The sequence below is a fragment of the Caldibacillus thermoamylovorans genome, assembly GCF_000751775.1.
Taxonomy (GTDB): domain Bacteria; phylum Bacillota; class Bacilli; order Bacillales; family Caldibacillaceae; genus Caldifermentibacillus; species Caldifermentibacillus hisashii.
Genome location: NZ_CCRF01000007.1, coordinates 1 through 13648, shown reverse-complemented (window position 1 = coordinate 13648; position 13648 = coordinate 1). Strand labels below are relative to the sequence as shown.

General features: G+C 36.2%; 11 protein-coding genes and 2 pseudogenes. 4 read left to right on the top strand and 9 right to left on the bottom strand.

Annotated features, from left to right (window positions below):
* Positions 1-1045: 1045 nt before the first annotated feature.
* The gene (locus BT1A1_RS00870) at positions 1046-1318 is read right to left on the bottom strand and encodes a hypothetical protein (RefSeq protein ID WP_051988942.1); all 273 of its coding nucleotides are present in this window, start codon (positions 1316-1318) and stop codon (positions 1046-1048) included.
* Between the two features lie 168 nt (positions 1319-1486).
* On the opposite strand from BT1A1_RS00870, the gene pdaB reads away from it, so the two are divergent.
* The gene (gene pdaB / locus BT1A1_RS00865) at positions 1487-2236 is read left to right on the top strand and encodes a polysaccharide deacetylase family sporulation protein PdaB (protein WP_034767124.1); all 750 of its coding nucleotides are present in this window, start codon (positions 1487-1489) and stop codon (positions 2234-2236) included.
* 399 nt (positions 2237-2635) lie between these two features.
* Here the strand turns inward: pdaB and BT1A1_RS00860 are convergent, their stop codons facing one another.
* Positions 2636-3280 carry a KinB-signaling pathway activation protein gene (locus tag BT1A1_RS00860; protein ID WP_034767123.1) on the bottom strand — a complete coding sequence of 215 codons (645 nt, stop codon included), beginning with the start codon at positions 3278-3280 and terminating at the stop codon, positions 2636-2638.
* 174 nt (positions 3281-3454) lie between these two features.
* Between BT1A1_RS00860 and gerD the strand changes: the two genes are divergently transcribed.
* Positions 3455-4006, top strand: a complete 552-nt coding sequence (gene gerD, locus BT1A1_RS00855; RefSeq protein ID WP_034767122.1) for a spore germination lipoprotein GerD — start codon at positions 3455-3457, stop codon at positions 4004-4006.
* 224 nt (positions 4007-4230) lie between these two features.
* Here gerD and BT1A1_RS00850 read toward each other — a convergent pair whose 3' ends face one another.
* From BT1A1_RS00850 to BT1A1_RS00830, 5 genes and pseudogenes are all read right to left on the bottom strand, one after another.
* Positions 4231-5289: an Mrp/NBP35 family ATP-binding protein gene (locus BT1A1_RS00850; protein ID WP_034767121.1), complete on the bottom strand. Its 1059-nt coding sequence runs from the start codon at positions 5287-5289 to the stop codon at positions 4231-4233.
* 381 nt (positions 5290-5670) lie between these two features.
* Positions 5671-6411, bottom strand: coding sequence for an N-acetylmuramoyl-L-alanine amidase CwlD (cwlD, locus tag BT1A1_RS00845; protein ID WP_034767120.1), 741 nt, complete (start codon positions 6409-6411; stop codon positions 5671-5673).
* Positions 6412-6487: 76 nt separating this feature from the next.
* Positions 6488-6943 (bottom strand): DUF2521 family protein, encoded by a 456-nt coding sequence (locus tag BT1A1_RS00840; RefSeq protein ID WP_051988941.1) that lies wholly within the window; start codon positions 6941-6943, stop codon positions 6488-6490.
* A 198-nt stretch (positions 6944-7141) separates the two neighbouring features.
* Entirely contained in the window at positions 7142-7858 is a 717-nt protein-coding gene (treR, locus tag BT1A1_RS00835) for a trehalose operon repressor (protein ID WP_034767118.1), read from the bottom strand.
* A gap of 367 nt (positions 7859-8225) precedes the next feature.
* Positions 8226-8990 (bottom strand): annotated as a pseudogene (locus tag BT1A1_RS00830) (PTS transporter subunit EIIC); the annotation flags it as partial.
* A 68-nt stretch (positions 8991-9058) separates the two neighbouring features.
* Between BT1A1_RS00830 and BT1A1_RS00825 the strand changes: the two are divergent.
* Both BT1A1_RS00825 and BT1A1_RS00820 read left to right on the top strand, forming a co-directional pair.
* On the top strand, positions 9059-9547 hold the full coding sequence (locus BT1A1_RS00825) for a DUF4825 domain-containing protein (RefSeq protein WP_034767115.1): 489 nt from the start codon (positions 9059-9061) through the stop codon (positions 9545-9547).
* A gap of 655 nt (positions 9548-10202) precedes the next feature.
* The gene (locus tag BT1A1_RS00820) at positions 10203-11558 is read left to right on the top strand and encodes an Nramp family divalent metal transporter (protein WP_034767113.1); all 1356 of its coding nucleotides are present in this window, start codon (positions 10203-10205) and stop codon (positions 11556-11558) included.
* Positions 11559-11895: 337 nt separating this feature from the next.
* On the opposite strand, the gene BT1A1_RS19400 is transcribed toward BT1A1_RS00820, so the two are convergent.
* Both BT1A1_RS19400 and BT1A1_RS19605 read right to left on the bottom strand, forming a co-directional pair.
* Positions 11896-12027 carry a hypothetical protein gene (locus tag BT1A1_RS19400; protein WP_255654926.1) on the bottom strand — a complete coding sequence of 44 codons (132 nt, stop codon included), beginning with the start codon at positions 12025-12027 and terminating at the stop codon, positions 11896-11898.
* A gap of 34 nt (positions 12028-12061) precedes the next feature.
* A pseudogene (locus BT1A1_RS19605) lies at positions 12062-13368 on the bottom strand (IS91 family transposase).
* Positions 13369-13648: the final 280 nt, after the last annotated feature.

Genomic DNA, 13648 nt, shown 5'->3' with positions numbered 1-13648 from the left:
TTCAATTTTTAGCGACAATAATTATTTTATCATCTATCAATAACTATGTCAACAGTTTTTATTTTCACCCGAATAATTATTTAATTCATATGCCGTATTATATCGGGCGACTTTTATAATATACCACCTAATACTAACTATGTCAACAATTTTTTGCTAAAGCTTTTACGATCTATAATACAGGTCATCTATTTGAAGGATCCATAAAAACCTGACATATAAATAAACGAAATTAAATCATTTTCATTTCAACAGTATAACCCTATCAACAGTCCATAAATCGCTTCATTATAATGACAGGTATACAATCCTTATACAATCAAAAATGTACATTTAATTATTGAAATCACATGAAATTGTTTAACTTCAATTATATACTTACAATGTACCAATTTTTCCAGATTAAAATTAGGGGTTGTTTGAACGATAGAGGCTTTTTGTATCAAAGCTCAGGCCATAAACTTCGGTATAAATGGCAAGAATTTGCAAGAAAATGCTAATTATCCCTACACCTGAATTTTTAATTTCTTTATGAGAATCACGTTCACTTATATTCAAGCTTTTCACCCATAAATTGCCATAAATGAAATCAACATATTCCGTTTAGCATCCCCTGATTAGCAATAAAAGGTTTTACGAAATTTTTATACTGAACAATCTATTATTTGCATTTAAAATCATATCTTGTACTTTAAACGTTAGTTCCTATGAAAACCGGGCTTAGGTGTTGACCGAAGTATCCTTCATAAAAATAATGTATTCCATTTTTGATAAAAGTTGCTTCATTTTTGGTACTTACCAGTCTTATTTAGCCAGTTTTCGATAAATATTTCGTTGTCTTATCCACATTTTTGCTTATGAATATTTTCGCTTTTTCGCATGTCGATTATCTCTATCCTAAAGGGTACAAACAAGTCTACAAATATTCTCAGCTTGTTTTTCTAGAGCCACGTTTAACAACACATATATGGTCATTTTTTATACGTCGATGTGTCTCCACATATTTCGATTTTTCCCCGAATACAGACTAAGATGTGACAACTTTCTAGTTTTGAATATCATATTGAATTTTTTTACTTACCTTGCCTGATTCTGATTTTGTATTATATGTTGCTTTTCGAATATATGGTATACATTCATTCGGTGGGGCAATTCTTTTAAATAAAGAAAATAAAATATGATACCTTTCCTCCATTCCTCTCTTTACAACATGGTTAATCCGTTCATCGGAAAAATCAAATAATATTTCGTCCATCTCCCTTTTTAACATATACATAAGTTCCTCTACTTCCTTATGATTTACTAGCAGTCCAATCATAATCCACCTCATCAGTTAATATTATTTGTACTTGTTATTATTTGCCCTTTTCATGATTTTATGATATTCCCATATTACTTTTTATAAAGAATAAGGAATTTATCCTTCCCTGACATAATTCTTTTTGTCCAAGCATACTTTTGAGTAGACAAGTTAGGAGGGTGCCTTATGAATTATTTTTTTGTCCTGAATGGGAAAAAATTAAAACAGTTGACCATCATCATTCTTACATCATTTGTCTCTGCCTGGTTTCTCTATATTCAAAACTTCTCCTTTGGTGTGTTTTCTACTTCGGATGGGCCAAAGGCAATATATAAAGGAAAAACCGGTGTGGCATTGACCTTCAATATTAGTTGGGGAAATACAAAGGCGGAACCAATTATTGACCTTTTGGTGGAGAATAATGTAAAATCGGCAACTTTTTTCTTGTCCGGATCTTGGGCAGAACAACACCCGAATATAGTGGAAAAAATCGTCAAAGCAGGTTATGATATTGGTTTATTAGGCTATGATTATTTGGAATATGATGATATTGAAGACGTTAAAATTCGACAAGATCTTTTAAAAGCAGAAGAAGCAATGAAAAAATTGAATGTAAAACATAAAAAATTGGTACGTGCACCATCCGGTCATTTTGACAGCCGTTTTGTTAAAATTGCTGATCAACTTGGGTACTCTGTTGTCCATTGGAGTATTGATTCAAAGGATTGGAAAAACCCGGGTGTAACGAAAATTGTCGAGAATGTATCTCAAGCCAAAAAGGGAGACATCATTTTATTCCATGCATCAGATTCTGCAAAACAGACTGCCGTTGCTTTACCGGAAATCATTAATTTGCTAAAAAATAAACATTTATCATTAACAACTGTATCGGATATGTTAATTGAAGGGAATGCAAATACTAAGGAAATTGAATGATGAACTAGGTACTTGTTGCTGTTTATTTTCCAGTGCATCGGTTATTTTTAAAAAAAGAATTTGACTGATGATATGAGTTCTTGCTAATTATCCACACAATCGCTCATGTTAAAAACAAAAAAATTTGAATGGAATAAACATCGGTTATTTCGAAAACGTTCCTATTTTACACCAAAAGAATTGAAGTCATGGAATAAGCACCTGTTGTGATATCCGAAAATGCCGGCGTTTTAAACAAAAAATTAGTAAGAGCTGCTCGGATAGATATATATCATTTCCTGCAGCTCCTTATACATGTTTGCGACTTTAGGCTATTTAACCCTAACAAGTAAATTCCGTTACCCCCAACGCCAGATTCACCCATAATTCAATTAACCACATCCACCGCAGCCTTCCATGCTATTTATGCACGGTCATTTGTTGTTCTTTTCTTATTACCGGTCTTTCTACTTTTGAACGCTCAATATACTTGGGCAGCATTAACAGTTGATAGGCATTACAAATTAATAAAGGATAAAGCATTAAATAGAGCCAATCATGATTGTTTACCCTTAGCACAGGTACCCATTCGATAATAGTAACACAAACCATGAAAAATAACCCGGGAACAAAAGCGTGCTTATCCGACTGTTTCGCCTTTAAGTAAGCGATAACAATTCCGATTAGTAATAAGAATAATGCTACCAATAAATAAGGCCAGATACTTTCATTTTCACCGGCAAACTCTTTATAACGAAAGTAAATAAAATCAAATAATACAAAGGCAATCACAACGAGCTGGACCGGATTCCACAGCGATCGAAAAAAACCTAATCCAAACCGGTGAATAGTTAAGTAGGCAAAATACCCCATCTGACTGATTACACTAAAAATGAAGCCAACTCCCAAAAGCCAGATTGCTATTGAAATAATTTCCAATATGTCAAAATCAAGGAAAAGCGGTTTATATTTTTCCCACTGGACCGCAAAACCGGTAAAAATGGTAATAACTCCACCTAATAGTAACGTATGTATAAAAAATCGAACCCAATTTCTTGAATTCATAAACTTGCCCCCTTGTTCAACTAAATGCCCCGTTAATTTTTAATTTTTCTAAAATAATTTGTAACCTTATTTTATCAACCAAATCATGAAAAATCTACCCTTTCTCCTTAAGTATATTTTATTAGGAAAATCAACATTCTAATGAATAGAAAAAGAATGAAAGGAGCTACAAATATGTATAAGAAGCAAATTATTCCGCTCCTATTTGTTTGTTTTTTCATATTGGCCGGATGCTCAACGCAAGCTCAGGGTGCAGAAGAATTGGATTATGACCAAACCAAAAAGATGGTTGTTGATATTTTAAAAACCGATGATGGGAAAAAAGCGTTAAAAGACGTATTAGCAGAGGAACCATTTAAATCACAACTTGTCATGGATAACACTGCTGTGAATGATGCAATAAAAACAACATTATTATCGGATGATGGAAAAGAATTTTGGAAATCTGCCTTTAAAGATCCGGAATTTTCCAAGGCATTTGCTGATAGCATGGCAGAAGAAAATCAAGCGGTATTAAAAAGCTTGTTAAACGATCCGGAATATCGGTCTAAATTAATTGAAGTTTTACATGATCCGGAATTAGAAAAAGAACTGGCGGATCTCTTAAAAAGTAATGAATACCGAAAACATTTGAAAAGCGTCATATCCGAGACATTCGAAAGTCCTGAATACCAGGCAAAAATCCAGGAAATTTTACAGAAGGCCGCAAAAGAAGGAAAAAAATAAAGGATCTACTGAATTTTTAATCCGCGGGTCATTTCCCCCGCGAATTATTTATTGAACCAATCGGACACATGTGGGCACTCATCTTTCTGTGTGCATTTTTGATTTACCATGGATTTAGTTGAACCCATCGGACCTGTCTCATTAAGCAAAAAACTTGGCGGGTTTCCAGACCGCCGTTATGATCAGGTAAAAGGCTGAACATCTGAATTGTTCAGCCTTTTTAGCTATTTATTATTCTCAAGTAAATCGATAATTTTTTCTGCAATTTTAAAATAAATTTTCCCAATCGGATGCTTTATTTGATAAACGGATGGCGCAAATTCCTCGTCACTCCAGTCAGGTTGACCAAGAGGAATCTTTCCAAGTAAAGGTACCTTTAATTCTTCTGCTAATTTTTCGCCTCCACCGTGACCGAAAATATATTCTTTTTCTCCGGTTTTCTGACTTTCAAAGTAGGACATGTTCTCAATGACACCAATGACATCATGGTTCGTTGTAATAGCCATCGCACCCGCTCTTGCTGCAACAAAGGCTGCTGTCGGGTGCGGGGTCGTTACAATGATTTCTTTACAAGTCGGTAACATTTGGTGAACATCAAGGGCCACGTCACCCGTTCCCGGAGGTAAGTCAAGCAGTAAATAATCGAAATCCTCCCCCCACTCAACCTCTTTGAAGAAACTCGTCAACATTTTTCCAAGCATCGGACCGCGCCAAATAACCGGTGCATTATCTTCAACGAAAAAGGCCATGGAAATGACTTTAACACCAAATCGATCGACCGGAATAATTTTATCCCCGCGAACTACCGGTCGGTCAATGATTCCCATCATATCCGGAACACTGAAACCGTAAATATCTGCATCAATCAACCCGACTTTTTTGCCTAGTCTGGCCAGTGAGACCGCCAAGTTGACCGAAACGGTTGATTTTCCGACGCCGCCTTTTCCACTGGCAATAGCAATGACCGTCGTATTTTTGCTCGGGGCTAAACCGATATTTTCCCCTGCTTCCGGATATAATTTTTCAATGACCTCATCCGGCAATTGAGTAAAGCGCAAACCAACTGTTGCAAACCCGGCATCTTTAAGTGCTTTAACCACATTTGATTGCAGTTGAATTTGCTCCCCGGTTCCGGTTTTTGCAATCGCCAACTTGACACTGACATGTTGCTTTTCTTCTTTTATCTTAATTTCAACAATGCCATTTGTTTCTTTTAATGTCTTATGTAAAAATGGATCTTCCATCTTTTCCAATAGTTCTCTGACTTGATTTTCTGAAAGCATCTCTTCGCCACCCTTTTTAACAAGTTGTCCCTTCTATTATAAGCTAAATCACACAAATAGAGAAACCCTTTGCAATTGACAAAGGGCTATTGTTACGTAAAGTTATAAATTTCCAGCAAGGATACTTGAATTTGCTTGTTGCAGGTAATTTTAAGTTTTAAGTAACAGCGCTCAAAGAAAGCATCAAAGGAATAGATAACAGCCGAAAAAAATTTTCGTTTTCGATGAACAAGGAAAGCTTCGCGGGAAAACACCGCAGCCGAAAAAATTTTATATTTTCTCGGTGACAAGAGAGGCTTCGGTAGCATTACCTCGTCAGCGAAAATGTTTTTTCGCTTACGACGGCTCTCTTCTCGCCAAAGGCTCCCCTGTTTTCATTATTTAATCGTCCTCTTTTTCTTTTTCCATTTTTACTTTATGTTCTCTTTCCTCAGTAAAATAACGAATAATTCCTTCATAAATCGATGCTGCTACTTTTTCTTGATATTCTTCCGATAATAATTTTTCCCGTTCTGCCGGATTTGACAGGAAACCTACTTCAACTAGGACACCCGGTTTTTTTGCTTTTTTCATTAAATAAACATGACTGATGGATTTCGCCTCTCGTTTTGTATCTAAATTTTCCCGTAGCCTTTCTTGAATCATCTCAGCAGCAATTTTATTTTCAATATATTTTTCATGATAAAAGGTTTGGGCACCGTACCATCTTGATGACGGAATCGAGTTCAGGTGAATGCTTATAAAATAGTCCGCTTTCGATTCATTGATTAATTCCACACGGCGATGCAAGTCTTCGGTTTTTCTCCTGCTCAATCCCTTTGTATCTTCATCAGCAAGGTCAATATCCTTCTCCCGGGTCATTAGCACGAGCGCACCTTGTTGTTGCAAATAGTCCCGTAGCATCTTTGAAATCGATAAAGCAATATCTTTTTCGACTGCTTCTCCATTTTCCGCTCCCCCATCTACGCCACCATGTCCGGGGTCAATATAAATAATTTTGCCTGTCAAAGGGAGGTTCCAAGCATCCCATGCATTTCGCTCCAAAAACCGTTCTTGTATAAGATAAATGAAAAAACCAATGGCTACCGATAATATACTGATGAATACCCATTTTTTCTTCATAATATTCCCCCTTGCCTGTCACATACATTATATGGACAAGAGCAAGGGATTAGAACATCAATTTGCAAGTTGGAACCTAATGAAGCCGCATTTTATACTTCATTTTCCCTTTCACAAATCCTTCCATAAACCAATGATCAACAAAAGCATCACATTGACTTTCTAATCTTTCCTCATTTTGTTCATCAAGCTTTGCTCCCCAATAAGCGATAAAATCCTGCAACGCTTTCGAGAAATTCCTTCTTTCTTCAAGAGAAGAGGCTTTTACTTCTTCAATCGGCTTTCCGTAATATCCTAAGCGGCTGTAACTGCTTCCCAACAAATATACTTCAAGTGCCACATCATAACACCCCTCTTCAATCACTTGATCAAAGAGCAGTCCACTGTTTGTAAGCAATCCGGCAAAATAATTTTGTACACTCTTTTTTAATATAGCAAGCGATAATTCCCGTAAAACGCTACGTTCAAACTTAATCTGTCTTTCTCTGCGTCTTGTCAAAAACGACGTATCTATATTCGTTTCGATGTCCAAGTGTCATTCCCCCTTTGTTATATTGTTTACACGATGAATCGGGGAATCACCATAGAACTTATGGTACGGATGGGGGAAATTACCAATCTTTTATACCAAAAGGGTTGCAGTTGACTAAAACCGCATGTAATGGGAAATGCTACTTTGGCTAAATGCGTCGTGCCTCACCAAGTTTCCTTACTGTTCATTTTCGGTCGATCAATGGCCTCTCCGTGCAAAATCAACAAAGCGAAACTTATCCAGTCGATGTCGTGACTCCGTGTATTGAAATAAGTTGGCATTATCTAAGTACACATAGTTTTTTACAACAACAATATGTTTGTCATCCTGTAAATCCAAAAACATTCGGTCTTCCGCTGTTGTTTCGTCTACAAAAAACTCCTTTTTAGCAAAACTGATTTTTAATCCTAAATCTTGCTCTAAATATTCATAAATCGACCCTTCGCAAATTTCCTTTGTTAAAATAGGAACATATTTTTTGTTAAAAAAGTCCTTATCCAATATAATCTTTTCACCATCCATGACACGCGTACGAATGACCTTCCATACCGGGTCTTTTTCCGTTACATTGAGCTGTTTTTGCAATTGACTATCCGGTGAAATGAGCGCAAATTCATTTACGATTGTACCCCAAGGTTTACCCATTTTTTGCGCCAATTCTTTAAAACTGACCAGCCCGGAAATCGGAAAGTCATACTTACTGACATCCAGTACATACGAACCTTTTCCCCTAATTTTTTGAATGTAGCCGTTTTGGGAAAGCATTGTTAAGGCTTTGCGAACCGTTTCCCGGGAAGTCGCATATTCTTTTACGAGTTCATTTTCAGACGGTAACTTTGTACTCGGCTTTAGCTGTCCGCTTTGAATTTTTTCAACTAACTCTTCATATATCGATAAATATTTGTTTTCATACATGTTTATCACCGCTATTCTTGTAAAGAAAACTCAGCTACTGCCGAGCCTTCAGGCGACGGCAGAGCTGTAGTTGCGCTTATACTTAATTCGTAAAATTTCCCACTACGTCGAATTCACTTCTTTGCTGGAAATTTATACATTTTTAACGTATAAAAAAAGCTAACGCACTATGAACGTTAGCTCATTACTTATATTTATTTTACCGAAAGCTGAATGGAATCGTCAAAACAAACTCGTACATGCAGGTAATTTGTTATTCTTGGATAAATAAACTCGTGTGTCTATGGTTATGATTCCATAAATTTCCAATTAACCCGCAATGTACTTTACTGATTTCGGCAAATCGAAACTTCTATTGATTATTTCATCATTGAGCTTTGCGAACTTTACCAAAAAACAAGGTTAGGGCAAAAGGTACGATAATGACAATCGCCATGCCGATAAAGAATGAACCCCAACTTCCCGGTAAAATTGATAAGAATGCCGGTAATCCTCCGACACCTACCGATGGAGCTTGGACATCCTGTAATGTAATAAATGCACCGGCCAGAGCTGAACCAATAATTGCGGAGATAAATGCAAAACGATAGCGTAAGTTTACACCAAACATAGCCGGTTCAGTGATACCTAAGTAAGCAGATACAGCAGTTGTTGCCGATAAGCTTTTTAGTTTTTCTTCTTTTAAAACAAAGAACATGGCAAGAGCTGCTGAACCTTGGGCAATATTTGACAATGCCACCATCGGCCATAAGAAAGTCGTTCCGGTACTCCCAATTAGTTGTAAATCCACTGCTAAGAACGTATGGTGCATCCCTGTAATGACAAGGGGTGCATAAAGACCACCGTATATTAATCCGCCCAAAATCGGTGCGGCTTTAAAGATTGCTACAACAGCTGATGTAATTCCTTTTGCAATGGCAAATGTAACCGGGCCAATGACGATAAAGGAAATGAATCCGGTGACTAAAAGCGCAATGGGAGCAACTAATAACAGCTGAAAGGCATCCGGTATCCGTTTTTTTAATGAAAGTTCAAGTTTCGCCAACACCCATGAAGCGACAAGGACCGGTAAAACTTGACCTTGATAACCAACCTTTTGTATCTCTAAACCGAACAAATTAAAATAAGTAATTATTAGGAGCGGTTTTGTTGAATATGATAAAATTAGATGGAAATTATTAGATGAAAGGAGGTGTAATAGTGAAGCGAATTACCATTCGTATTATTTCATTGTTATCGCTAATGATGTTATTGACTAGTTGTAGTCAAAGTGCTGAATCGAAAACAGATTTGTTTCAATATAAGAATTCGTATGTGGGTGACAACAGTACAGTTGGAAATATTGTAAATGAATTGACATACAACAATGAGTTAAATCAAATTTCACTTGAAACCAAGAAAGAACCATATGGAATTATTTTGGAGTACAAAGATATTGATACGAACAGTATAGATAAAGAAATGAAGGAAACTGTTATAACTAACTCTACATTTCTTTTTGCTTTAATCAAAAATGTAGATTGGATTACTTTCAAATTTCCAGACAAAGAATTCTCCGTAACAAGGGAGAAAATACAAGAATGGTACAACAATAAGTTGGATGGATTTGAAAATGAACAAGACTTAAAGAAACTGATACAGGAACACCTAAAGTCTGAGGAAACAGTAAGTGAGTTTTTTAACCAATAGAAAATAAGTAGCTGTCCAGAAAGGCATATTTTTGACTTCTGGATCCCCCTTTTCATGTTTCAAAACCTTGGTATATCAACATTCTTAATCATCACATTTTTTACGGATTTTCATTTTCTGCACAACCCCTTATTTTTAGGTTATATCAACAGCTAACTTTAACAGAGCCTTTTCTTTAGAATGTTCCCTTATTTCATATAAATTAAATCCTTTATGTCAAAAACATTGATAAATCAACAAAAAATAAGGTGCGGAAATCGTTGCAATATCGTACCTTATTTTTATTGCGATTTCAATTTTTGTGATTCAAAAGGGAACGCCTTAGTAAATTTTTAAGGCAGCCTTTATAGTCTTTCCACCGTATTTTCTCCTGCCTAGATAATTCTTTTTTCCTCCACTCCAAAGGCCCCCGTTTAGACTAGATTTTGGGGTGTGATCTAGTTAAGGTTGGTATTTTTTTATAAAAAAGACTAAAATAAAAAACTTGTAAAAAATGCAGATTAGATTTATTATAATCAAGTAGATAATATTAATAACTTTATTAGAGTAAACTTGTTATTCCTGTTGCACATTGAAACGCAACTTTTATTTTTGCTTCAATATTGCCCTAACGCAACTTAATTATATTAAGTCATACTATTGAGAGGTGGGAAAAATGAGTGCCCATGTACAACAAAAAAAGCTCCATCCATGGATTCAAAAAAGTTCACATATTAGTTTAGAGGAAGTAAATAATTCTGTACGTGTTCCAGAACATGCAGGGTTTTGGAAGAAATTTTTTGCATTTGCCGGACCAGGGTCACTCGTTGCTGTTGGGTATGTTGATCCAGGTAACTGGGCAACGTCGATTGCAGGTGGTGCTCGATTTGGCTATACATTATTATTCGTTATTTTAATTGCTAACTTAGCAGCAATGTTACTACAGTCTCTTGCAGCTAAACTCGGAATTGTAACCGGAAGAGATTTAGCACAAGCTACACGGGAAGCTACCAGTGCAAAAACGGCAATTATTCTTTGGTTATTAACTGAACTTGCCATTATTGCAACAGACTTGGCAGAAGTTATTGGTTCCGCAATCGCTCTTAATTTATTGTTTAAAATTCCTTTATTAATCGGGATTGTGATTACGACGCTAGATGTTATTTTGTTATTATTACTACAGAAAAAAGGATTTCGAATAATCGAGTCCATTGTCATCGTACTAATGATTATGATTTTAGGCGTCTTTGCTTTTGAGGTGGTCGTTTCTCATCCAAATGTTTCTGCACTTTTCAGCGGTTATTTACCAAAAGCAGAAATTGTTACGAATCCTGATATGTTATTTATTTCACTCGGAATTCTCGGTGCTACCGTAATGCCCCATAACTTATATTTACATTCATCTATTGTACAAACAAGGCAATATAAACGTACAACAGAAGGTAAAAGGGAAGCACTTAAATTTTCCGTCTTAGACTCAACCTTTTCGCTTACAATTGCATTTTTTATTAACTCAGCTATTTTAATTCTTGGTACAGCTGCATTTTATGGTACAGGACTAAATGTTTCTGAAATCGAAGCCGCATATGAATTGCTTAGTCCTACATTAGGTATCGGTATTGCGAGCACATTATTTGCTGTAGCACTATTAGCATCTGGCCAAAACTCGACAATTACCGGAACATTAACTGGGCAAATTGTAATGGAAGGATTCATCCATTTACGAATTTCCCCTTGGTTAAGAAGATTAATTACTCGATTTATTGCAGTCATTCCTGCTTTTATTGTTACGTGGATTGCAGGAGAGAAAGGAACCGGAGACTTACTACTATGGAGTCAAGTTATTTTAAGCTTACAACTTCCATTTGCCATTGTTCCATTAGTACTATTTACAAGTAACAAAGAAAAAATGGGCGAATTTGTAAACAGTAAATGGGTCACCATACTAGCATGGATTGTAACAGTGATTATTATTGTGTTAAATATTTTCCTAGTTGGGTATATTTTTGTTACGGGACATGATTTAGGCTAAAATGCTAAAACTGCACCTTCATTGTCCTTTTCATTAACAAGAGGTGCAGTTTTTATCCCGCCTAAAAGAAAGGTTGCCTTTGATTCATTATAGCATTACTTCCCATTTAACATCTATTTCGCTTTAATTATAACTGGTGCAGGCTCTAAGTAATTTTGCAGTGTAGCAATTCGATTCAATTTTCCTTGTACGACATGTATAATAAGGATTGAATTTAGTTAAACCGTGATCAGAAGTGGTCAGAAAAATTCTCGTGGTCAAAATGTGGTCACAGGCTCTTTTTAGGCATAAGAAAAACCGGGCAAAGTACGCCCGGTCCTTTTCTCTTCGCTGATGTTTACAGATAATCCGTTAATTTATATTCCGTTCCATATATCCCTTTATAGTATTCTGGAACCATCACGCCATTACATTTTTCACATTGAAATCTTGGAGGAGTTATCGGATCACCGCCATCCATTAGATCCATTTCTCTTACTACCTCATATGGAATTTTTTCTTCTTCATGACACATCAAACAATGATAGTTGACGAACTGTTTCTTGGGGCGAATATGTTCGATCCCTCGTTTTTTCTTCTTTCCTTTTTTTCGTTTCTTGCTTGTACCCTGTGATATGGTCAATCATCCTTTCCATATAAATTCTCGCATCCCTTGATAAAGCAATTTTAACACTTAATTTCCCGTCCTCAAGGCATACTTCTCCCATATACTCATTATAATTTCCACAGTGGGGGCAAATCATCGGATCCTTTTCGCCACTAGCGATGATTCGTTCTCTCCATGTTTGACGATGTAGGACTTTCTGTACTTTTACTACCCATTTACGCATTTGTTTTTGCCATGTTGTTAATAGCTTTTTGCTTATCTTTTTACTTCTCCTCGAATACATGCCATAGTAACGAATGGTTTTAAACTGTTCATCTGGAATATGACGAATCAAGCGGCTAATAAACTCTTCCACCGTGACTACTTCATGCTTTTCTTTCCCATCTTTTTTATCGATATATTTGAAGGTCACAAATTGACCATCATATTCCTCAATACGATTCATTCCAATCGCTGGTCGACGAATATAACGGCCAATATACCGCAACTGTTCCTTTAATTTCCCCCTTTGTTTTGGGGCATACACATAGAAGCCTTCTCCGTTTCTGGAAAAAGCCTTTTGTAATCGTGATTGGATCCGTTTCTTTTCCTCTTTTTTTAAGTAGCGTCGAATAAACTTCAAAACAACGGTCTGCCATTGTTTACGCAACATGGGAAACGGTATATAATCGTAACCTTTCCACTCTCCCTTCTTTGTGATTCCACCCATTGTTACCATCATATGTACATGAGGGTTAAAACTATCTTTAAGCCAAATGTATGTAAACCAGCGATAATACCTGGGGTTACCTTAGCTTTTTTCTGAAAATAGTCAGTAATTAACTTTGCGGCTTCATCCATTAATGGTTTAAGAAGCTCACGATGCCATAGAAAAATATCCCTCAAGCCTTCATCAATTGTAAAAATAACATGGCGATGGTTTACTTGAAGTGCCTCTTCAGTTAACAATCTACTCCATTCTTCGCTCTCCCCTACCGAGCATGTTGTACAAAAGCGTCCTTTGCATCGAAAGGGAACCAAATGCGTGTGGTTGCATCCTTCACAGACAAAGAGTTTGAATCCATTCTTTAAGTTCCCACAATCCCGAAACTTCTCAACCTCCTTGATGACGATGGGACGGATTCTCGCTCCATATTTCTTTTTGAAGGCTTCCCAATGTTGATGTTCATCAAATAAGATTTGTTTCAAAATATTTTTCTCCATATATTAAAAATACCACAGTGTGAGCTCTGTGGATGTGACGAAATTTTATACTTTCTTATCTTTTAAAGAAAACTCGGGCGTCCGAGCCTTTAGACAACCAAAGAGCCGTAGTTCAGCGAAAAAACATTTTCGCTTGCGAGGTAATGCTATCAAAGTTTCTCTAGTCACCGAAAAAATATAAAATTTTTTCGGCTGCGATGTATTCCCGTGAAGCTTTCCTTGTGCACTTATGCGTTAGGAAAGTAGAAATTGAAAAATTTATACTATCCTTATCTTTTAA